The 21,927-nt window shown below is 43.7% G+C and carries 20 protein-coding genes; 15 read left to right on the forward strand and 5 right to left on the reverse strand.

The genetic code is table 11. From position 1 onward, the window contains the following. Positions 1-23 precede the first annotated feature (23 nt). Complete coding sequence (gene deoD, locus ACRRSW_RS04325; protein ID WP_432454449.1) at positions 24-728, forward strand: purine-nucleoside phosphorylase; 705 nt, start codon at positions 24-26, stop codon at positions 726-728. 216 nt (positions 729-944) lie between these two features. On the opposite strand, the gene ACRRSW_RS04330 is transcribed toward deoD, so the two are convergent. After that, entirely contained in the window at positions 945-1,730 is a 786-nt protein-coding gene (locus ACRRSW_RS04330) for a YtjB family periplasmic protein (protein WP_432460976.1), read from the reverse strand. Here ACRRSW_RS04330 and serB point away from each other — a divergent pair. Then, positions 1,725-2,723: a phosphoserine phosphatase SerB gene (gene serB / locus ACRRSW_RS04335; protein ID WP_432460977.1), complete on the forward strand. Its 999-nt coding sequence runs from the start codon at positions 1,725-1,727 to the stop codon at positions 2,721-2,723. The genes ACRRSW_RS04330 and serB overlap by 6 nt on opposite strands. Positions 2,724-2,868: 145 nt before the next feature. On the opposite strand, the gene ACRRSW_RS04340 is transcribed toward serB, so the two are convergent. Next, positions 2,869-5,244 (reverse strand): PilZ domain-containing protein, encoded by a 2,376-nt coding sequence (locus tag ACRRSW_RS04340; RefSeq protein WP_432460978.1) that lies wholly within the window; start codon positions 5,242-5,244, stop codon positions 2,869-2,871. A gap of 146 nt (positions 5,245-5,390) precedes the next feature. On the opposite strand from ACRRSW_RS04340, the gene radA reads away from it, so the two are divergent. Next, positions 5,391-6,755 (forward strand): DNA repair protein RadA, encoded by a 1,365-nt coding sequence (gene radA, locus ACRRSW_RS04345; protein WP_432454444.1) that lies wholly within the window; start codon positions 5,391-5,393, stop codon positions 6,753-6,755. Here radA and ACRRSW_RS04350 read toward each other — a convergent pair. Then, on the reverse strand, positions 6,752-7,132 hold the full coding sequence (locus tag ACRRSW_RS04350; protein ID WP_432454443.1) for a PilZ domain-containing protein: 381 nt from the start codon (positions 7,130-7,132) through the stop codon (positions 6,752-6,754). The genes radA and ACRRSW_RS04350 overlap by 4 nt on opposite strands. A 395-nt stretch (positions 7,133-7,527) precedes the next feature. On the opposite strand from ACRRSW_RS04350, the gene ACRRSW_RS04355 reads away from it, so the two are divergent. The 9 genes from ACRRSW_RS04355 to ACRRSW_RS04395 all read left to right on the forward strand — a co-directional run bounded on the left by ACRRSW_RS04355 (position 7,528) and on the right by ACRRSW_RS04395 (position 17,481). Further along, on the forward strand, positions 7,528-8,265 hold the full coding sequence (locus tag ACRRSW_RS04355) for a type 1 glutamine amidotransferase (RefSeq protein ID WP_432454442.1): 738 nt from the start codon (positions 7,528-7,530) through the stop codon (positions 8,263-8,265). Then, positions 8,262-8,648: a hypothetical protein gene (locus tag ACRRSW_RS04360; RefSeq protein WP_432460979.1), complete on the forward strand. Its 387-nt coding sequence runs from the start codon at positions 8,262-8,264 to the stop codon at positions 8,646-8,648. Before ACRRSW_RS04355 ends, ACRRSW_RS04360 begins: the two co-directional genes overlap by 4 nt. A gap of 350 nt (positions 8,649-8,998) precedes the next feature. Then, a complete protein-coding gene (locus ACRRSW_RS04365; protein WP_432454440.1) occupies positions 8,999-10,387 on the forward strand; it encodes a YjiH family protein in 1,389 nt (462 codons plus the stop codon). 114 nt (positions 10,388-10,501) lie between these two features. Then, entirely contained in the window at positions 10,502-11,149 is a 648-nt protein-coding gene (locus ACRRSW_RS04370) for an HAD family hydrolase (RefSeq protein WP_432454439.1), read from the forward strand. Positions 11,150-11,228: 79 nt separating this feature from the next. After that, on the forward strand, positions 11,229-11,807 hold the full coding sequence (locus ACRRSW_RS04375) for a hypothetical protein (RefSeq protein WP_432454437.1): 579 nt from the start codon (positions 11,229-11,231) through the stop codon (positions 11,805-11,807). Between the two features lie 48 nt (positions 11,808-11,855). Then, the gene (locus ACRRSW_RS04380; protein ID WP_432460980.1) at positions 11,856-12,014 is read left to right on the forward strand and encodes a hypothetical protein; all 159 of its coding nucleotides are present in this window, start codon (positions 11,856-11,858) and stop codon (positions 12,012-12,014) included. 74 nt (positions 12,015-12,088) lie between these two features. Beyond that, positions 12,089-13,369, forward strand: a complete 1,281-nt coding sequence (locus tag ACRRSW_RS04385; RefSeq protein ID WP_432460981.1) for a diguanylate cyclase domain-containing protein — start codon at positions 12,089-12,091, stop codon at positions 13,367-13,369. A 652-nt stretch (positions 13,370-14,021) separates the two neighbouring features. Then, on the forward strand, positions 14,022-14,627 hold the full coding sequence (locus ACRRSW_RS04390) for an SLATT domain-containing protein (protein ID WP_432460982.1): 606 nt from the start codon (positions 14,022-14,024) through the stop codon (positions 14,625-14,627). A gap of 892 nt (positions 14,628-15,519) precedes the next feature. Then, positions 15,520-17,481, forward strand: a complete 1,962-nt coding sequence (locus ACRRSW_RS04395; protein WP_432460983.1) for a hypothetical protein — start codon at positions 15,520-15,522, stop codon at positions 17,479-17,481. Positions 17,482-17,493: 12 nt separating this feature from the next. Here the strand turns inward: ACRRSW_RS04395 and ACRRSW_RS04400 are convergent, their stop codons facing one another. Further along, entirely contained in the window at positions 17,494-18,627 is a 1,134-nt protein-coding gene (locus tag ACRRSW_RS04400) for an ISAs1 family transposase (RefSeq protein WP_432460984.1), read from the reverse strand. Between the two features lie 107 nt (positions 18,628-18,734). On the opposite strand from ACRRSW_RS04400, the gene ACRRSW_RS04405 reads away from it, so the two are divergent. From ACRRSW_RS04405 to ACRRSW_RS04415, 3 genes are all read left to right on the forward strand, one after another. Further along, positions 18,735-18,929 carry a hypothetical protein gene (locus ACRRSW_RS04405; protein WP_432460985.1) on the forward strand — a complete coding sequence of 65 codons (195 nt, stop codon included), beginning with the start codon at positions 18,735-18,737 and terminating at the stop codon, positions 18,927-18,929. Beyond that, a complete protein-coding gene (locus tag ACRRSW_RS04410; RefSeq protein ID WP_432460986.1) occupies positions 18,929-19,165 on the forward strand; it encodes a hypothetical protein in 237 nt (78 codons plus the stop codon). Before ACRRSW_RS04405 ends, ACRRSW_RS04410 begins: the two co-directional genes overlap by 1 nt. Positions 19,166-19,515: 350 nt before the next feature. Continuing rightward, positions 19,516-20,724, forward strand: coding sequence for an IS256 family transposase (locus tag ACRRSW_RS04415; RefSeq protein ID WP_432460987.1), 1,209 nt, complete (start codon positions 19,516-19,518; stop codon positions 20,722-20,724). Positions 20,725-20,908: 184 nt separating this feature from the next. Here the strand turns inward: ACRRSW_RS04415 and ACRRSW_RS04420 are convergent, their stop codons facing one another. After that, positions 20,909-21,856, reverse strand: coding sequence for an IS30 family transposase (locus tag ACRRSW_RS04420; RefSeq protein ID WP_432458936.1), 948 nt, complete (start codon positions 21,854-21,856; stop codon positions 20,909-20,911). Positions 21,857-21,927 lie beyond the last annotated feature (71 nt).

Below are 21,927 nucleotides of genomic sequence, written 5' to 3' on the forward strand. Positions count from 1 at the left end.
CATAACTTTTATTAGGAGAATATATGGCAACCCCTCATATCAATGCTAAGCCTGGTGATTTTGCTGAAACGGTACTGATGCCCGGCGATCCATTGCGTGCGAAATATATTGCGGAAACTTATCTACAAGATGTTGTTGAAGTGACAGGTGTGCGTAACATGCTCGGATTTACTGGGACTTACAAGGGCAAACGAGTCTCTGTCATGGGCTCGGGCATGGGGATCCCCAGTTGTTCTATTTATGCCCATGAACTGTATACCCAATATGGTGTAGAAAACATTATTCGTGTGGGAAGTGCTGGCGCGGTTAGCGAGCAAATTAAATTGCGTGATGTGGTGATTGCCATGGGCGCGTGTACTGACTCCAAGGTTAACCGAAGCCGTTTTAAAGGACATGACTTTGCGGCAATCGCTAATTATGACTTACTACGCGCAGCGGTGGATAGTGCAAAGACTCATGGCATTGATGCGAAAGTTGGTAATATTTTCTCTGCCGACCTATTCTACAGCCCAGAGCCTGATATGTTTGATGTTTTAGAAAAACACAATGTTTATGCGGTGGAAATGGAAGCGGCCGGTTTATACGGTGTTGCTGCAGAATGTGGTAAGGCGGCGTTATGTGTGGTGACCATTTCTGATCATATTCGTACCGGCGAGCAAACCACTGCCGAAGAGCGCCAAACAACCTTCAATGAGATGATTATTCTTACTTTAGAATCGTTACTTTAAGTCGGTTTTGAGAGAGGCTTTGGCGGTGATATAACGGTGGAAAGTCAACTTCCATCGAACGTCCTCAAAGCACTCTCAATTTATTCTCAATCGATGATGATTGAAGGGTAGGAACACCGCCTTAATGACGGCTATTGGACAGCGACTTTATCGGGAGCACAAAGCTCGCCGAGCCGCTTCAAAGCACTCTCCATTGATATATGATTAGCCTAAGTTTTACTTGTTGCTGCTTCTGGCGGCGATGCTTGCCAATAGTTGCTTCGCTTGTTTACTGTTTTTGCGTTGTGCTCGGTTATTAATCCGTAGCAACATTGCGAAACGACGTTTTCTTGAGAGCACTCGGGTAAGAAAAAAACCGATGGATATCGACATTAAAAACATTAGCATCATTCGTGCTTGACCATCACTCACATAAGTATTGGCTTCGGCTAATAGAGTTGTGTGCTCTAGCGTAATCCGTAAATAACCTAAAGTTTCTCCCTGTGGGCCTCTAATTTCAGCAATGTAGGGGCGTCTGCCGAGGCCCTCTAAAGGTGTATGGCTACTTCCGGCTAAGGGGAGAAGCTTGCTTAAAGGCAGCGCTTGTTGTGATTGGGCTAAGCGGAGCCCTTGATGGTCATAAATGGTCGCGTCTTTAACAAAATGTTCTTTGACTAAGGCATTCACCAAGTATTTTAGTTCGGCTTGATTATCTTCTCCGATAAAAGCCGCTGCGTTCAAGGCTGCTAGCGAGGTGAGTGAGCGCGCTAGTTTTTCAGTTTGATTTTCAATTAATTGCTCACCGCTATGCTTTAAGTCCAAATAGCCGTAAAGAACCCAAATGCAGCACCCAATGGCAATAACAAATTGGAAAAATTGAATGAATCGATAGCGTTTTACTGCTGATTTGGCCACGCGAACCTCTTTTTTATCGTCAAAGCTATTGTAGGTGCTTGCCAAACTAAAAAGCAATACGCTATCTTGATGCGCCGCATTTGTAATTAACAAGGAATCAGTTTGCAATCACCTCATAGCCTAGACCGCTTACCGCAGTCCTTAACTCAGTGGTCTCTTTCTCTAAAACAGTTTCCCTACCAAGTTTGCCCCGAGTTGGGCCTGCAGGAAACTAACCAAGGCCTCACTGGTAGCTACATCTTGGCTTGGGCGAAAGAGTTACTGATTAGTGATTTTATTAGCTTAAGTCAAAGCTTCATGTCGCAGCAAGCATTGCAGCTCTGCGGAGTGATGCCTGCCGCAGGAAATATTTGTGTTCTGTTACGTAGCGACGCCGACGCGCAATGGTGTAGAACACAGCTAGAGGCACAAGACTTTGCTTTTGATGTGGTGGTCTTAAATCATTTACCAGACTTAAGTGAACCCGGTTTAGTGTTGATGGATATGGATTCCACCACGATTCAAATCGAATGTATCGATGAGATTGCCGCCTTGGCTGGCGTAGGAGAGCAGGTGAGTGCGGTGACTGCAGCCGCGATGCGTGGTGAGTTAGATTTTGAGCAGAGTTTGCGTAGTCGAGTTGGCTTACTCAAAGATGCACCGCAAAGCATTTTACAGCAGGTGGCTGACCAAATGCCCTTGATGCCGGGTCTAGAGTGCTTGATTAAAACGGTTCAGCAAGCGGGCTGGAAGGTAGCCATCGCCTCAGGAGGATTCACCTTCTTTGCTGAGCGGCTGCAGCGTGACTTAGGTTTTGACTATGTGAAAGCCAACGTACTCGCGATAGAACAACAACGACTCACTGGTGAAGTGATTGGTGGAGTGGTTGATGCGCAGGTGAAAGCAGATGTATTAGCGCAGCTAAAACAGCAATATGGCGCTAAGCAAACCATGGCGATAGGCGATGGGGCGAATGATTTGAAAATGTTAGCGGTTGCCGATTTTGGGGTCGCGATTCATGCCAAGCCTTTGGTACAACAGCAGGCGCAATTGTCGGTCAAACACAGCGATTTAGATGGGGTGGTATGTATCCTACAAGCCGCTAAGATGCTGATTGCTTAGACGATAACCTGTATATTTCTGTATCTTTGCGGCGAGATTGATGCCTGCCCGATAGAACTGAGTGCTATCGGGCCCATAACATCGATTTTTATCGTCGTTTTTTATATGAAGTATCGCGTCGATTACGCTCCGCTATAGGGGCGTGTTAATCGCGACTCAAGCGAAAGCGCTGCATTATTTCAGCACTGATATCTGTTAACTCAATCAGACCTGCAACACTCCATAACTCATCTTCTAATTGTTTGGCTCGATGGATGGCGTAATTGCTAATGTAGTCTAGTTCACGTTGTATATACTCGGTATCTGGGCGGCCCACACGTGATAACAATAAGGAGAAGGCATGGACCTGACCGCGGTCTAGACTCAGCTGAATAAATTCTCGTTGTTGTTGGCTTGACTTAAAGCCACTACTGAGTCGCTGGCTGAGTAGTTTTTTGCCATCTTTTGAGAGCACGACGATCAGCTCGAAGCGTTCGGGTGGATCACTCGGTCGATGGTCTTTTAAGCGTGAAGAAATAAGTGAGCCAAGGTTCTCATGGGCTAGAAATTGGCTTAAATCCGCAGTTTGCTTGTGTTTATCAATATTGAGTAGCAGATCGCTAGCCTGAGGGATCGTGCCATAGGCAACGCAGCCCACTTCCAGATTGCCAGGGATCTTATTAATATATAAGGCTCGGCAAAAGAGCGGCGCACAAACAAGTTGTCGCAGCGCATCTGATAATCCCGAAATATTTCTTCCTTCTGGCACCAGTGGTAGTTTATCTAAGTTATGATCGATTAATTGTTTAAAGAAACCTCGACCTTGATGTACTTTCCCTTTTGTATCCACCGCTTTTAAGTTGTAGATGGTATGGCTGGTATTACAGTTAACCACCTGGTAGTTGAGCTGGGTTAAATTAAAACTTTTCACTAGTTTTTGAAATTGAGGGAGAGCCAAGTTCAAGTGATCGTCAGGATTGAAATCCAGAGGTGTTTCAACTTGGATTTTCATTCCGCCGAGCGAGAAATCGACCACCCATCCACTTTCTATAAGGCCTCGGTGTTCAATCTCGACCAGAGAGCGGTATTGGTAGCGATTTTCTTTACGCAGCTGCATATACTTGTAGCTAATTTGCTCAAAAGCGGTAATTGATTGTTTTGTTTGGTTGAATAAAGCCAGTTTATTGGGGTTATCGTTTAAGGGGTAGTTCTGCTGATAATCGCTGCCATTATCTGCCCCGGTGATATCACTTAATAAGCCGACCACACTCAAATTTTCAAGGGCATTGGCAACCCGCTCTTGTTCAATAGCAGAATCTTTTCTAGGCAAGGGAGTACTCACTTGCGCATCGCTCGCTTGGGCTTTTTGCCACTGAAATCTAAACACTTTCCAGCTTGGCTTACGGCAGCCAAAGGCGAAGTAGAGCGCGCGAATTTCCGGGTGTTCTGCGAGTTCTTCACTGCTGGCAGAATAAAAGAACAACTTGTTATTGGTGGTATGGGTAAAGCAATAAATCAGGCTTTCACCTTGATTTATTGCCTGATAACGCATCATTCGCGGATGATGAAATAGCTGGGATAAATGGCTGGTATTGGTTTCATCTCGCCAGTAAGACAACAGTTCTAAATTGTTCGGCGTGGCTAAAACATAAGTTAGTTGCGGTGGCGTTTGACCGGTAAAATATAGCGGGACACTGCTGAGTCGCGGCATCAAATATTGTTCGTAGCCTTTGGTGATGACCGCCGCGGTGATATTATCCACATCAACTCGGTAGCGCCCCCGGTATGAGCGCAAGAAAGTACTAAAAAAGTGGTTAAACTCTTCGCTGGGATCGATCACGGTCATTCGTAACCACTTTTTCTGATCCTTCTGGTCAATTCCTACGATTCGATATTCAGTTCCCGCGCTGAGAACCCGATTGGCAAACTCTTTTTCCAAACCGGTGAAGTAAACTAAATAGTGTTCGCCTAGAGTATAAGCTCGCTTAGGGTCAACCTGAACCCGTAAGCCCGAGACCGACATATTGGAGCTTCGAGCATCAAATTGTTCGCCGTTTAAGGTCGCCATTTTAATGGGAGCAGTGAGGTGCATTCGCTCTTCACTGCGGCCAATGTAGTGGCCTAAACGTATTGCTCTGGCCTCCACCATTTTAGGTTTACGAGCCGCTGCTTGCTGAGGGCTGATGTTTTTTTGCTGCATCACCTTAAAGTTATTTTCGGTGCTTTGCAGTTTTTCAAAAATACCTAAGGTGTATTGATTTTGATAAAGCTGGAGTTGTTGTTTAAATACTTTAATTGCGACTTCATCTAGGTAATGGGTTTTACCTTGGTAAGTAAATTCGCCGCATTCCCCGTCTACTTTATCTCGTAAATCGACCAATCGTTGGCAAGGAGCCGACAAGCGTTGCATTTCCATTTTTAGTAAGAAGCGTTCATTGTTTGACAGCTCCTGAGTCGCGCGATTAAACACTTGGTTAAAATCTTTGCTGCCCATGAGTGGTAATAAACGTTCGATTAATGCATAGCCCTTAGTATGTGGCATTGGTCTGGGTATTTTTCCTTACTGATTGGTTTTACTGTCAAATCTTTGGCTGAGTCTTTACACTTAGCAAAGATTGTGCCTTCAGATCGGATTAAGGCAAGGTTTTTTAATGATATTTTTGCACTGAGTTGTGGTTAGGGGGCGAAATGGCAAAAGTGAAAACGGCCTATGTATGTAACGACTGTGGTGCTGACTTCCCGCGCTGGCAAGGTCAATGCGGTGAATGTAAAGCCTGGAATACCATTAGTGAAGTCCGTTTAAGTGCTGCGCCTGCGCGTAATGACCGCTTTAGCGGATACGCAGGAGGGACCAGTGTCGGTAAGGTTCAAACCTTAGACAGTATTGATTTAGCTGAATTACCACGTTTTTCGACTGGATTTGTTGAGTTTGATAGGGTTCTTGGCGGTGGCGTTGTGCCGGGAAGTGCCACTTTGATTGGCGGCAGTCCAGGTGCCGGGAAGAGTACTTTGTTACTGCAGACCATGTGTGGCTTGGCTCAGCATATGACTACCTTGTATGTCACTGGTGAAGAGTCGCTTCAACAAATCGCTTTGCGAGCCCAACGTTTGGGCTTACCGAAAGACAAACTGCAATTGTTAGCCGAAACCAGTGTTGAGCAAATTGGTCAAATCGCCTTACAAGTTAAACCTAAAATGATGGTTATTGATTCGATCCAGGTGATGCATATGGCAGATATTCAGTCGGCTCCCGGAGGCGTTAGTCAAGTTCGAGAGAGTGCCGCTTGGTTGACTCGTTTTGCCAAACAACACCATATAGCGATGTTTATGGTAGGACACGTGACCAAAGATGGTTCTTTGGCAGGGCCTAAAGTGTTGGAGCACTGCATCGATTGCTCGATTATGTTAGAAGGTGATGCCGATGGGCGTTTTCGTACCTTGCGCGGCCACAAAAACCGTTTTGGAGCGATTAATGAGTTAGGGGTGTTTGCGATGACCGAGCAGGGGATGCGGGAAGTTTCCAACCCTTCGGCAATTTTTTTATCGCGAGGTCAAGAGCCCGCACCTGGCTCGGTGGTGATGGTGGTATGGGAGGGGACTCGTCCGCTGTTGGTGGAGATCCAAGCCTTGGTTGACTATAGCCAAATGGCTAATCCGCGACGGGTTGCAGTGGGTTTTGAGCAAAACCGTTTAGCGATGTTACTGGCCGTGATGCATCGCCATGCGGGGGTTCAGATGTCGGATCAGGATGTATTTACCAATATTGTTGGTGGCGTGAGAGTTGCCGAAACTGGTGCCGATTTAGCCCTGTTGGTGGCAATGGTCTCGAGTTTTCGTAATCAAATCTTGCCTCGTGATTTAGTGGTTTTTGGTGAGGTGGGCTTATCGGGTGAAATTCGACCGGTGAGCAATGGTCAAGAACGGCTAAATGAAGCGGCTAAGCATGGTTTTAAACGCGCTATAATCCCTTTGGCAAATCGACCCAAAGTAGCCATTAAGGGACTTGAGGTGATAGCGGTTGCTAAGCTGGTTGAAGCTTTAGAAGCGGTTTAATCCGCTTCTATCGGTTGTGCAACTAAGTGTTCTAACTCTCGGTGTAGCAGTTCATCATCACCTAAATTGAGTTCAATCAGGCGTTTAAGGTGACTGGCGCTTTCTAAGTCAAGATGAAGACAGCGTAAGCCTAGCTGTTTGTCTCGTAGATGTTTTACTTCTACATCCATGGTAATGGTCAGTTCTTCAACGGCCATGTCAGTTAAGTTAAAGCTAAGCGTGAGTTGACTTAATTGTTCATCCCAGTCTTGGGGGAGCGTAACCAGAGCTCCACGCAGAGATAAGTCTAATAGTTTACATGACCAAAATTGCTCTCCGTGGTTGAGAGAGGCTGGGCGGTCAAATAATACTCGCAAAAATTGGCGACGTTCATGCATAAAGCGCTTCCTAATATGGCCTTTAACTTGCCCCTAAGACTAGCTTAAATAAGTCTAATTTGCAGCAATCAAGATAAAAATCATCTGCTGCTGAAATGCGGTGAGTATTTGTTGATGTAGAGGATGTTGCTTTAGCCCGCTTCTAGACCAAAGTATTTGTCGCTGTTTTCTAGCTTGTGATTAGGGGGGCATTTTCATCATTGCATGTTAGCGTTTCTTCCTTCGTATAAAGAAGCGAGACATGGCGCTAAAATTATTCATCAATGCTCAACAAGCCTTAGGTTCATGATTTGGCCGCGTCGCTTAAATGAGGGGGAAGCACTATGATTAAATAGACGCCGTATGGGTTTGGGAAGACACAGTGATCCCTCATGTTCGTATAACTAGAGTGATAGATGAATCGATCAGCAGAGCAATTAACGATTTTGTTGATTCAAATTCGCGATGATTTGAATACACGTATCGAAGAACTCGCTAGTTTTAGCCATTTTTGTGGCGTACCAGCGGCGCAATTTCGCGTGCTGAATGTCTTTGAGCAAGCTCATTTTGACGAACGAGTATTACTTGATGTGGATGCGGTATTAGTGGGCGGCTCTAGTGAAGCCAGCGTGCTGCAACCGCAGCGTTATCCTTTTGTATCCGCCATTCAAGGTTTATTACTCGCCTGTATTGAGCGACAGCTTCCGACTTTTTGTTCTTGTTTTGGCTTTCAGTTATCGGTATTAGCTTTAGGAGGAGAAATTCATCACCAGTCGCAAGGTTTTGAAATGGGAACCTTGGCGCTTCATCTTCACCGAGCCGCAGCCAAAGACCCGCTGTTTAAAGAACTTCCAGATCCGTTTTTGGCGGTATCGGTCCATCGAGATAGTGCACTTTGTTTGCCGGACTGTTGTCAAGTATTGGCTTATAGTGAACAATGTTTGCATGCCTTTAAGCACAAACTGGCACCGTTTTGGGCAACTCAGTTTCATCCTGAAGTGAATCGCAGTATCTTGGTTGAGCGGTTAAGCCAATTTAAACATCAGTACACGCAGGGGGAGCAGCATTTGCAGCAAGTATTGAGCCGAGTTCAGGAAACGCCAGAGAGTAATGCGCTATTAGCCAGTTTTATTCAACGAGTCGTGCTCGCATGAGAATAGTCAAAATTCTAGTGCTCTGTATTTTCGGCTGGTTTTTCTTGGCGGCAAAACCCAACTTAACCGGCTTTCGGCCAGAGCAAGTATGCCAAGCAGGCATCGCGAGCATGGCCTCGGTGGCTCCAAAACAAGTCAGTATTTATCGCAGTCAAGCTCCCTTATGGCAATTGCGACTAAGCAAACATGGCCAAACTCAAAGCTATTATTGCCAATTACAAGCCGATGAAATTTTGTGGCGACGTGCTGAAGATAGCCTGTGGCAGGACAGTCCGAAGCTGCGTTTTCAAACCAATTCGAGTTCTCGGCAATTGATTATCACTCACTACCTTGGGCAAGCACGCTTGGCTGAACATAATTTTCGTGGTGAAGATTTCCTCTAGTACGCATGATATCCCATCGATTAAGGCGCGCAGCTACCTCGATGGCTCAAGCTCGCCTTGTGTCGTTTTGGGGCTACAGTTTTGCAGCCTTATCTAAAACCACATCATTGATTTGTGTGCAGCATTGCTTGCGATGGCATTGGTTTGATATATAAGCCAAAAACCACTTTAGAGGAATTGGTTTTAGTAAGAGGTGTCTGGTTCAATATCTAGTTTATGATTTTGCTTTAAGTCAAAAAAGCAGCTTAAAAATCTTGAATGGCTAGTGTTTTGCAGGTATTCTCCCGCGAAAATATATATTCATCTCCTGTGAATATAACAACACATTTAGCTTAATAGAGTGATTTTATATGCGTGACGTGGAGGCGCTCAGCGTGCCTGATTCCGATCAAACCATCCCCTCAACTCAAATCCCAGCTTGGAAGTTTATCTTACCGTCTTTGCTGGGGATCTTTTTGTTCATGCTACCGCTGCCTTATAACGGTTCTTACACGATTCCGGTGGCTATCTTGGCAAAAAGCTTGGTAGCAGGCCTGGGCGATAGCGCCTTATGGCTGGTCGTGGGGTTTATTACGATTAGTGCCATCATGTCGACTTATACCTTGCTTACCAAGCCTCGTTGGTTGGGTAAAAATGCCTTATTAACGTCTCTGTTTAAGGTCTCAAAGGCTTGGTATGGGATCCGTATGCTGGGCTGGGTATTAGTATTGCTGTGTGCCTTCAAGATAGGCCCCGAGGCGATTTGGTCGGGTGATACTGGTGGACTCATTTTAGGAGACTTACTACCCACACTACTCAGTGTATTTATTTTCGCTGGCTTGTTATTACCACTCTTGTTGAATTTTGGCTTGCTAGAGTTTGTGGGCACTTTACTGAGCAAGGTGATGCGTCCGGTATTTGGGCTGCCGGGCCGCAGCGCCGTAGATTGTATGGCATCTTGGTTAGGTGATGGCAGTGTCGGGATCTTGTTGACCAACAAACAATATGAAGACAAACACTATACTCAGCGTGAAGGCGTCGTGATAGCGACAACCTTTTCGGCGGTGTCGATTACCTTTAGTTTGGTGGTATTAGCGCAGGTTAATTTGGAGCACATGTTTGCGCCCTTTTACTTAACCGTGTGTGTCGCTGGTGTTGCAGCTGCGGTCATTGTACCGCGCTTGCCACCCCTGTCGGGCTTTAGTGATAAGTTCATCGATGGCAGTCAGCGCCAGAAAAATAGTGAAGTGCTTCCCGAAGGCTATAGCAGCGTTGCTTGGGCATATAGCTTAGCGCGGCATCAAGCGGGCCGAGCCAGTCATCCAAAACAATTGCTTAAAGAAGGGCTGCACAACGTATTAGACATGGTTCTTGGGGTATTACCGGTAATTATGGCTGTGGGAACCGTCGCCTTAGTGATTGCAGATACCACCCCTATTTTTGCTTACTTAGGCAAGCCGTTTATTCCTTTATTAGAGTTGTTGCAATTGCCAGAAGCCGCACGGGCCTCAGAAACCTTGGTGGTAGGCTTTGCCGATATGTTTATTCCTTCGATTCTTGCCGCATCTATCGAAGCCGATATCACCCGTTTTGTGATTGCCGCAGTGTCGGTGACGCAGTTGATTTACTTATCGGAAGTGGGTGCCTTAATTATGGGGAGCCAGTTGCCGGTGAAATTGTGGCAGTTGTTTGCGATATTTTTAATTCGTACCCTAGTCACCTTGCCGTTGATTGCGTTGATGGCGCATCTATTCTTTTAGAACTGACATTTTGGCGATACTTAATACTGTAGATTGTTAAGTATCGCTGCTATGGTATTGCTCCAATCAATATTTACCCTCATCAATTAGCGAGTAATCAAAGTGGAAAAAACTATGGCTTATCGCGCCGCTGTATTTGATATGGATGGCTTATTACTCGATAGTGAGCGGGTGTCGTACGATACCTTCGCAGCTGCTTGCGCCGAGTTGAGTATCGAATTTAAAGAGTCCGTTTACTTACAAATTATTGGGACTAATGCGCAACAGATTAAAAAAATCTTATGTGCAGGCTACGGCCAAGACCTCCCTTATGACCAATTACGGGCGTGTTGGATAGCTAAGTATCATGCAATTGTGATGCATCAAGCAGTTCCCTTAAAAACTGGGGCGCTGGCTTTGTTGCAATGGTTTAAATCTGAATCGATTCCGGTAGCGCTGGCCACTTCATCGGCCCGAGATACGGCAGAAAAGAAATTGGAGCATGCGGGGATCCGTCAGTTTTTCGATCATATCTCAACCGGTTGTGAAGTCACATATAGTAAACCTCATCCGGAGATTTTCCTTAAGGCTGCGCAGGGTTTGGCGGTAGATCCACAGCATTGTCTGGCCTTTGAAGACTCAGACAATGGCGTGCGTGCAGCGGTGGCTGCCGGGATGCAAGTGTATCAAGTTCCCGATCTGATCCCCCCTAGCGAGCAGCTTAAGCTATTGAATCATGAGATCCGCTTGTCCCTTAGCGAGGTCCTAGCCGAGCTGGCTTAATCGCCGTTAATTTTTTGACGCTAGCTGCTGGCACTGTTTTTGCTCAATCAAGATGATTAACATCAGGATTGAGCAAATTATGATAGAAATACAGATCAGTGAAAATGTGCAAGCAAGCTTACCACGGGCATTTCCTTCCTTAGAGCATGCTTTTTTCCGCCATCGCTGGAGTGCTCATGCTTTTGCTGTTGGTGACCACGAGTGTTTGGCCGTGATTGAGCGAAATAGTGGCTACGTCATATTATTCTTTGATTTATGCCAAGCGGATTACCTGCATTTTTCTCGGGTTCTACAGCTGCGCTTACTAACAGAAGCGATCGCCGTGGCGGATCTGGAAGAAGATGAAGCCGCGTGTTTAAAACAGCGAATGCTGGCTGATTTTCAAAACATCATGGTCACCGAAGGGGTCAATCACCCAATCACCCCGCAACTTGATAAAGTGAAAGGTTTGGTATTGGCAATGGCTCAGCGCGAAGGCGGTGTGCCTAAGCAGCAAATGGAAGAGTTTCGTTGGGGAGTTATTTTAAATGACTTTGCACAGCGTCATTCTGGCTTAAGTCCTTATCAACAGATGCAGCAACAATGGCAAGAAATGGCGGTGAACGTACCTTTGAGTCGCGATCATGTTTCACAGGCGAAGCAACCCGTTCTTCACTAATGGCTAAGCTTTAAGTCATACCACAGTTGGTGGAGTTCTAGGGTATTTATGGCTTCGGTCAATGCTGAACAAGTGATATCATATTTTGCCGTTGGTATTGCCGATAAGTGCAGCATTGAGCGACTAAAAAGCATTTGGTATTTTATTGATAAAACAGAACACCGCACCGAGTTTGTATTGAGTCGCGTATTAGAGAACTCGAGTTAGAATGAGGGCGTCACAAGCTCATTCGTTTTAAGCAACATTATTCAGTCGTCTCAACCTGGACATTGTGAATATCGATGAACCAAAAATATAGTCACTTACCTCATATCCGCTCTCATGACGAGTTGCCCCTATACGAACTTATTCCTAACGTTGTTTGGATATTTGATCTGGATAAGCACGGTTGGTGGTGGGGGAACTCGGCGGCGGTCCGTTTTTGGGGCCTGGAAAACCTTGGCCAACTGATTGCCAAAGATTTGTCGGGGGATACTCAAGGTGCCCGAGAACGTACTGCCCAAACTTTTGAATTAGCGGCAAAAAATGGCTTAACCGTTGATCCGTGGACAACTTATCCCAACGGTAAACCTAAAACCTTACATATGATGCATCGCGCGGTATTAGTCGGCCCGGACAAACATCGCGCCATTATTGCTTTTATTAACGAAGAGGTCGATCTGGGGGCTGAGCCAGAAAACTTACTACTGGTTGAAGCAATGCGTTATACCACGGTGCTGGTCACCAGTTTTACCCAGGCTGGTGAGGTGGTGATCGAAAATCCCGCGGCGACAGAAGCTTATAAACACCTCAATCATAGTGAAATCGTCAACGACGGGTCTACTTTCGCGGCGCGCTTTGCTGATCCCAAAGAAGGTGAAGGTTGTCGTGAGCAGGCATTAAAAGAGCAAGGTGGGCGCTGGGAATATGTGATGAATACCAGCCAGGGAAAACGCACCCATACTTTAGATATACGCATCACTCGTCATCCGCTCAGTGGGGATTTTTTATTACTGGTCGTTGAATACGATATTACCGAGTTGCATCTGGCATTGACGGTTGCCGAAGAAGCACAGGAGCAGCTTCGACAACTGGCGCATTACGATGCGCTGACCGGGCTTTCGTCGTTACATCTAATGCAGGAAAATGTCGCGTTGTTGATCCATCAAGCGGCCCGAGTGAAGCAGCGTTTAACTTTAATGTTCATTGATCTGGATGATTTTAAAACCGTTAATGATACCTATGGTCATGACGCAGGTGATGAAGTGTTAAAAGCCGTGGCCGAGCGCTTGAAATTGAGCTTGCGTAAATCAGATTTTATCGCTCGGCTAGGCGGTGATGAGTTCATTATTGTGCAAATGGATAGCCATACCGAACAACAAGCAGCCAAGGTGGCCAGTAAAATAATTGAAACACTTGCCAAGCCTTATGCCTTAAACAATGGTCAGGCGGAGATTGGCGCAAGCATTGGCATTGCTTTTTATCCTGAGCACGGCAACGACCTTGAGTGCTTAATTAAAGCGGCCGACGAATCGATGTATGTTGCGAAACGAAGGGGTAAAAATAGCTATTATTTTGCCTAATGTTTTATTTTGATACTTAGAATTGCTGTTTGATGATTGCTAGGGGGTAAATATAACGAAGGACCGTATGCAGACTTACCATTCTTATTCGAGAGTTTCGCCTCGCGGCGAGGTTATTACGCTTTAACGGCCCAAGCTTAGCGAAGCCAAAACAAAGGTCGCCCTGCATTATCTTTATCCTTGCTGGCTTAGTGCCAAGCACCTGCGCAACTCGCTACGCTCAAACAGACTTCAACTTTGCTCCCTTGTTCATTTGCGCTACTCGGCGAAGATGATGGGATTTAAAAGCGTAATCTTGGCTATCGAGAGTGTGAAAGGTTTTTGTTTTTAGAATGGGTGTCTAGTTTATTGTTAGAAATAAAGAACGCTTTAAGCGAGCTATTTTATTTCACTTTGGAGGGCTTGATATGACTTTCCACCAAGAACGGTGAAGAGCCGATTGTATACAGTTAAGTGGGTTCCCATCTTTCTGCAAATGCATTACCATTTTTCACGCATGGTCAAAATGGTGATTCACTGATATGCTGTTGATAAAATTGAATATTAAAGGCTGTGTGAATTTCTGTGCTGCGTGATAGGTGGTAACTTCGCATGCGTGAAAGATGGGAATTTGCATATTAATATACTGTTATGGCAACAAGGATTTCAAATAGTGGCAGAGTTAGAGGGTAGTAAAATAAAAGAGTTGTTACGTCGAACTAAGTTAACAACAAAGTCACGCTATAGAGCAAGTGAGCGACTTGCAAGACACCAAAAAGTATCTCAGTGGACTGTTGCTTTCATTTCATGCGCGTTAATCTTTATTCCACTATTTCAAGCTTATGGTGTTGAATTAACCCTTTCATCGCAGCTATTAAATAGTTTTCAATCGGTCTTGGCTGTAATGGTTCTTGTATATTCATTGCTATTAGGTCAAGAAAATTTTGTGTCTAGATCTGAATCAATGCAAAGAAATGGCGTGGAACTTGGCAGGTTTGCTAGAAAATTAAGGGGGTTATCTGATTCTGACGAAAGTTACGATGAATTGGCTGAAGAGTATTATGACATATTAGAGAAATATGAAAATCATAAGCCTATCGATTATCTATTTACAAGATTACATCAAAAGCCTGAAAGTTGGGATGAATGGCCAGCGTATTTGTGGCTTTGGGTTAGAGCGCAGTTATTTATGTGGTTAGGGTATTTTCATTACTTAACTGCAATTTCATTTGTGGCCTACATTTTTTATTATGTATATACGAATATAAAACCAGGCTGAAAAGCCATAATCGGGTAGCCGGAGGTATCTAACCTCCAGCCCCCACAACACCCTGCATGCGGCTCCGCACAGGGCGTTTCCTGAAAACGGTTAAAATACAACGGCCGATTAGCTCCTTTGCATTCCAATGATGGCTTCTGTTTTTGCGCCATGACTCCTCAGTCCGGTCGGATACGGAGACAATGAGCTGCACAGGCTCCTCATTGATTTTCAGGTTCAGGCCTTCACCGTGTCCCAACCATTACGATGGGCGTTGGGCTACTATGCCGTCTGCTGACTTCTACTTAATCACCGTTTGAGTTGCCCCAACTAGCGCTATCGTTGTTCATCGAGTTTGCTCACTTAAGTTGATGAGGCTTAAGCGCCGGGCCTGTTGAACTAGCGGCCAAGCTAGTGAGTTAAACGATCGCAAGTTAAGCAGATCTCCCCAGATAAGAACATGCACTGTCTCTGCACTGCTGCATCATTTACGGTGGCCGTTAGATCACATGGCTTCGTTGTCTTGTGCCAACTCGCCTCCAGCCTACGCCTCATATGATGTTCTTGTTCATCAGCTCGCAGATTTTCGTCCGGCTTCCTTCAGACATTCCCTCGCGGCAATGCCCTTGCCATTCGCTAGTAGTTAGCGTTTAATAATCAAAGTGTTATTAAACGGTGACCTTCCTACAGAGGACTTTCACCTCATTAGTTCATACCCATGCTGGGCGTACACAAGTCAATGCACTCGGACTTGCTAAAGCTGTCACATTTTTTGTTCCAAAAAATCCGCCAACTTCACCAAGCCGGTGATTGAGGCGTTATACGGCACTGGCTGGCTGCCGTAGGTTATTTTTGAAATCATACCAAACGCTTCAGGGAAAAAGGTATTACGACTTTAAAGGAAGTAAATTAAATGGAACCGGTTTATCTCGATTTTCATATACATACATCTTCGAATCCAGATGCTCCTAATCATGATTATGACTTAACAGCGTTAAAAACTGGTATTGATGAAATTAGAAATGAGGCGCCTTATCTAATTTCCCTAACAGATCATAATTTCATTAATAAAAGTGCCTACCTAAAAGCTATACATGAATTTGAAAATTTATTACTTGGTGTTGAGCTGCACGTAAGAAATTATAAGGCTTGCAAGCCTTACCATTGCCATATTATTTTCAATATAAATGATATAGATGAAAAAATAATTGATAGATTAAATGAAAAACTAGACCAGCTTTACCCAATAAAAGCCGTTACAAACGAGCATGACGTTCCGAGTTTAGAAGATATTATGAATTGCTTTGACGAACATGAGTTCTTACTTCTACCTCATGGTGGGCAAAACCATTCAACTTTTGACCGGTCGATTCCTAAAGATGTAGAGTTTGATAAAACTTTAGAACGAAGTATTTATTACAATCATTTTGATGGCTTTACAGCAAGAGGGGTAAGTGGATTAGATAGAACACATAACTATTTCGAACGTCTAGGTATAAAAGATTTCGTAAACCTTGTAACAGCAACAGACAACTATACACCTAAAACATATCCAGACGGTAAGGCTGGTGTTGAAGCGTCGGATTTTGTACCAACTTGGATGCTTGCCTCTCCAACATTTAATGGACTTCGTTTATCCTTATCTGAATCTTCAAGATTGGCTTATGGTGAAAAGCCAGATTCATGGACAGAGTACATAAAATCTGTTTCTTTAAAAAATGATAATGTGAATATCGATGTAAAACTAACTCCAGGTTTAAATGTTGTTATTGGCGGTTCATCTAGCGGTAAATCACTATTTGTTGATGCGGTATACCATAAGATCATTAACAAGGTAGATCAGAGTATATATTTTGATACTCCATTCAATATTGGTGAAATTGAGGTAGTGAACCCCGCAGGTCAAAAACCTCATTATTTTAATCAAAATTACATAATGAAAATTTGTGATCAAAAAGATCGAAACAATACAATTGATGATATTTCTATTTTGAAAAATGTTTTTCCCCCAGACGAAGTGGAAAGACAAAAAATTATTAATGCATTACAAGATTTGAGCTCAACTCTCACTAAGTTAGTCCAGTCGATAACAGAAATTGAATTACTACAAGAGTCTTTAAGTAGAATTCCATCGTTGGCTAGGCTAATAGTAACCGAAGCTATACAAGACAATCCCATAAGAAAGATACAGCCTTGTGATAGAGATGTTGATTTATTAACCTACTCAGATGCTAATTATGAACGCCACACCAAAGTTCTAGATGAAATAGATTCATTCTTACTTCAAAACCCTCTTGTCCAACATAATCAAAAACTGACTCAAGAATTAAAGATTGAATTAAAAAATGCTGTAGACCGTTCGAGGCTTGAGGGGTGTGTAAGAGAAGTTATTGACAACCATAAAACTGAATTAGATGACAAACAAGTAAAAGAAAATAAACAAGTAATATCTAGAAGAAAAGAGTTTCAAAATTTATTAGATAGTTTAAAAATATACCTTAAGTATGAAAAACAGTTCCATACTTCACTGGAAATAATTGCAGACTTCTCCATTAATATCCCCACAAAACCGATTGTTTCTATGGGACATTCATTGTCTATAGCCAATGAATTTGAGCTGACAAAAAATAAATTTTTAGATGTGATAAATGAAACCTTAAAAAAAGAGCATCAAATTACATCATTTGAAAATATCACCCCCGAGTCTCTTTTTAAACATCGTTTCCGTCGAAGAGAACCAAAGCTAGTTAATTATCAAGAGTTTGAAAATTATGTGAATAATCGGTTTTCAGAGATGAATAATAAGACCTACAAAATTAAGACTAATGATGGAAGAGACTTTGACAAATTAAGCGCTGGGTGGAAAACAGGGTGAGAGCATGAATGCTCACTTTTTACTCACTCCTTTAAAACCAGCCAGCAGCACCTTATCCAAATAGCTACAACTCATAGCTGCAATTTTCTGTTTGCGCCGGATGCTGGCTTTTCTTGTCGTTTCTGCACGCAGCATGTTTATAGCTATATGGCGCATACAAGCCATGATCTCTGCCGCGTTGCCACGGTAAATCTGGCAAGCATCTTCATTCATAGATGCATCCAAAACCCAGTGTAGACTGTTTTCTATGGCCCAGTGACCACGAACAGCAGCTGCAAAACGTTCCACACTGAGTTCTGCAGAACAAATATAATAGCGATAATCGAGTGATTCTTTACCTGCTTTATCAATGCGATAACCAATGGCAACCCCGATACTTTTTAAGCCTTTCCAGTCTGGAAACTGTTTGATAAGTTCACCTGCAGGAAGTACATGATATTCACGGACTTCAACACGTCCATGGCCCTGTTCGATAGTGACATCATTCCGTAAGCTCGTAGCTTTTACGCTTTCTAACAGTGCTTGTTGAACAGATTTAGCCAGTGTCTCTTGGTTACCTTTAACTGCAAGCAGATAATCACCACCGTTATCGACGATGGTTGAAGCGATATTTTTCTGGCATGCAATGGCATCAATAGATACCAAACAACCTTTGATATCCAGTAGCTTAATGAGCTCCGGGATAGCCGTGATTTCGTTCGACTTAGCATCTGTTTTTAGCTGACCGATGACAACACCATTTTTAGTGGCGAATGCACTGACCATGTGAATGGTAGATTGCCGGGATTCACGATCATAGGAGCCACGCAAGACTTTGCCATCAATAGCGATCAGTTCGCCTTCGGAGCGAGCAGAGACTGCTTCCATCCAGCAGATGAAACACTGCTGAAACTCGCTAGAGTCAAGGCGCGAGACGATTCTAGCAATGGTATCGTGAACAGGTAAACCATCTTTGAATAAGCCCTTATCTTGGAACCAATCAAGGTGGATTTCTCCAAAATCTTCAATGTCTTCCCATCCCTCGGCACCGGCTATCGCTGCACAAATAGTCAGGAATAGAACATCAAATAATGGATAACTGATTTTCGCTGACTGACGTGGGTCTTTTAGGTCGCCGAAATGAAGAGAAAAGGCATCGATACTCATGGTGATACTCTCGAAAAAGAGAGTATAAGATCACAACTCGATCTGCAGGTCAAATAGGATGAGCTTGGTTAAATAATGTTCGCGATCTCACCCTGGCAACAATACCTATGCTAGGTGACGCACAAAATATCATCATGTGTGTCAATGATGAAAACAAAATTTCAATAGCATCAAATCCATTAGAAGGATCTATTAATGGGAAAAATGTTGTTGATTTAATTGCCGAAGTTACTGATGGAGGTAAACCTTCGATTAAGAAACGAGTAAAAAAATACAACCTTAAAGATTTTAGGGAGGAATAATGAAATTAATATTTAGTAAAAATGAGCAATTAGAAATTTCTGTTGAACTACACGATGGTGAAAATTCAAAAGAGTTTAATTATGTAGATATGGTTAAACACCTTATACATATCAAAAGGCTAGATTCCGCTGAAGTTATTGGTGAATTCTCGGAAGCAGAGAAAGCTAGTATAGACTCTATGGTTACGCATATAAATTCTGAAGTAGCAGGGTTTTATATTGAAGATGCAGAGTAAGTGGTTATTCATAATCTACTTTGAACTAAAGTCGTAATGAAGCCGTATAACAAGCAGTTGCAAGCGACACATTTTACTACGCCGTTTTTGTGCATGTGTCGCAGGCTCCAATTATTGCACAAAAACGCTACATAAAAAAAGATAGCTAGACACCCATCGTAACTCTATGAATGAAAGGCTGCCCTAACTGAGCCAATGGCTCACTTTGCAAAGCTGATTTGAATAAGAAAAATATTCCGTTGCGTGTGAATTTAAATAGAGACAGCAGATGACTAGATTGCTCTGCGAGCCTGTAAATTAAATTGTGTAATTGCTTATAATTAGGCCTGAACAGGCTAAGGATAAGCAACATGGATAAGAAAGCTCTCGAAGCATTTGCTCGTGAAGCCGCTAAGTCAATCAAGACCCCTTCAGATCTAGATGACTTTCGTAAAATGTTAACCAAGGTGACTGTTGAGACAGCGTTAAATGCTGAGCTTGATGACCACCTCGGTTATCAGAAACACGCTGAAAAGCCCGATAAGAATAGTCGTAATGGTTATTCATCCAAGACCTTGATCACCGACGATGGTGAGATTGAACTGGATGTACCTCGAGACCGAGATGCCTCGTTTGAACCGAAGCTTGTTCGTAAGCATCAAACTCGATTTCAATCGATGGATGACAAGATATTAAGCCTTTACGCCAAAGGCATGACAACTCGTGAAATCGTCGCTACGTTCAAAGAAATGTACGATGCTGATGTCTCTGCAAGCCTCATATCTAAAGTTACCGACTCAGTTCTAGAGCAGGTTGTTGAATGGCAATCACGGCCACTGGATGCAGTCTATCCCATCGTCTACCTTGATTGCATCGTGGTGAAAATCCGCCAAAACAAACAGGTCGTCAATAAGGCGATTTACTTGGCTCTGGGCGTAAATATCGAAGGTCAGAAAGAACTTTTAGGGATGTGGATATCTGAAACGGAAGGTGCGAAGTTCTGGCTCAGCGTTCTCACTGAACTCCAGACTCGAGGTATCAACGACATTCTTATCGCTTGTGTTGATGGCTTGAAGGGCTTTCCAGATGCTATTAATGCCGTATTCCCAAAAACCCAAATACAGCTCTGTATCGTCCACATGGTGCGCAATTCAATGAAGTATGTCCCTTGGAAAGACTACAAGGCTGTAACGGCAGATCTCAAAGGTATTTACCAGTCGAATACCGAGGAAGAAGCGCTTCTGGCCCTCGAACAATTTGGTGACCAGTGGGATGATAAATACCCACAGATAAGCCGCTCTTGGACAGCGCATTGGGATAATTTAAATACATTGTTCAGCTACCCTCAGGACATTCGTAAAGCCATTTACACGACGAATGCGATAGAGTCCTTGAACAGTGTGATACGCAAAGCGACAAAGAAGCGTAAGCTATTCCCCACGGATGAATCAGCGAGGAAAGTTGTCTATCTTGCAATTATGGATGCATCGAAACGCTGGTCGATGCCAATAAGAAACTGGCGACAGGCTCTCAATCGCTTTATGATTATGTTTGAAGACCGACTTACTGATTACTTGTAACCCAAAGCAGTTACACAGAATTATTTACAGGGTCTGCTCTGCCAATTCACGACGGTGAGCTGTTCAGATACGGCTAATGGGAGAAATCCTTCCATTTTTAGTCTTGCCATCACTATAATAAATTCGTATATCCTAGGGTTTAACTACTCCCGAATTCAACTCCGAACTGCGACATTCTTAATTCTCAAGCCGCTTCCATTATTTCTTTGAAAATGACGGCGGGTTGCTTGAATCCTAAACATTTTTTCGGACGATAATTTATCCTTCGCTGAGCCCTCTCAATATCCTCATCACTGACAGTTCTTAGGTCTGTTCCTTTTTTAACGTATTGTCTCAATAAGCCATTAGCGTTTTCATTAGCTCCTCGTTCCCAAGAGCTATAGGGATGAGCAAAGTAAACCTCGGCCTCCAATGCCTCTGCTATTTCTTCATGGCCAGCAAATTCGCGACCATTGTCAGCTGTAATTGTATGAACGAATTCTTTGTAAGGCATTAGCATATCAATGGTTGCTTTCGTCACATCTTTTGCCGACTTTGAGGGAACTTTTTTTGTCAGATAGAAACGTGTTTTACGCTCTAAAATGGTGATGACAGCTCCTGTCCCGTGTTTACCTAAAACCGTATCAATTTCCCAGTCACCAAAACGTTCGCGGCTCTCAACAACTTCTGGCCGTTCATCTATCGAAACAGCATTTTTGATAGCAGGCGCTTTCTCTTTCTTACCTCGTCGATACCGTTTGTGGCCTTGGCGTAAGTGTCGAAAGAGTTTGCCACCCTGTCGCTTATTACGAGCAACAAAACGGTAAATCCACTCATGACTCACGTTAGCTCCAGCGCGGGTTAAGACATTAGATATTTGCTCTGGACTCCAATCAATAGTCAGCAACAATTCTACAAAACCTATGCGTGACTGAGATATTCGATACTTACGAGCTTGCCTTCGTTTCACTACCGCTAATTGATGGGCTCTATCTGGCAGATACTGCTCCTTCTTACCACATCGCTTCAACTCTCGATAAATAGTTGAGCGGTGGCATTTAACTGTATTGGCAATTTCTGGTACTGAAATCCCCTGTTCCAAAAGGGCTGAAATCTGATATCTTCTCCCCTCGGTCAACTGCTGATAATTCATGGTAGTACTGCTTGTTTCTTTGGCGAGAAGAGCGTACCACTTTCGGCAGTTGGCTTCCTCTTCTACACCTT

The sequence above is a fragment of the Agarivorans sp. QJM3NY_25 genome (assembly GCF_050870875.2).
GTDB lineage: Bacteria > Pseudomonadota > Gammaproteobacteria > Enterobacterales > Celerinatantimonadaceae > Agarivorans.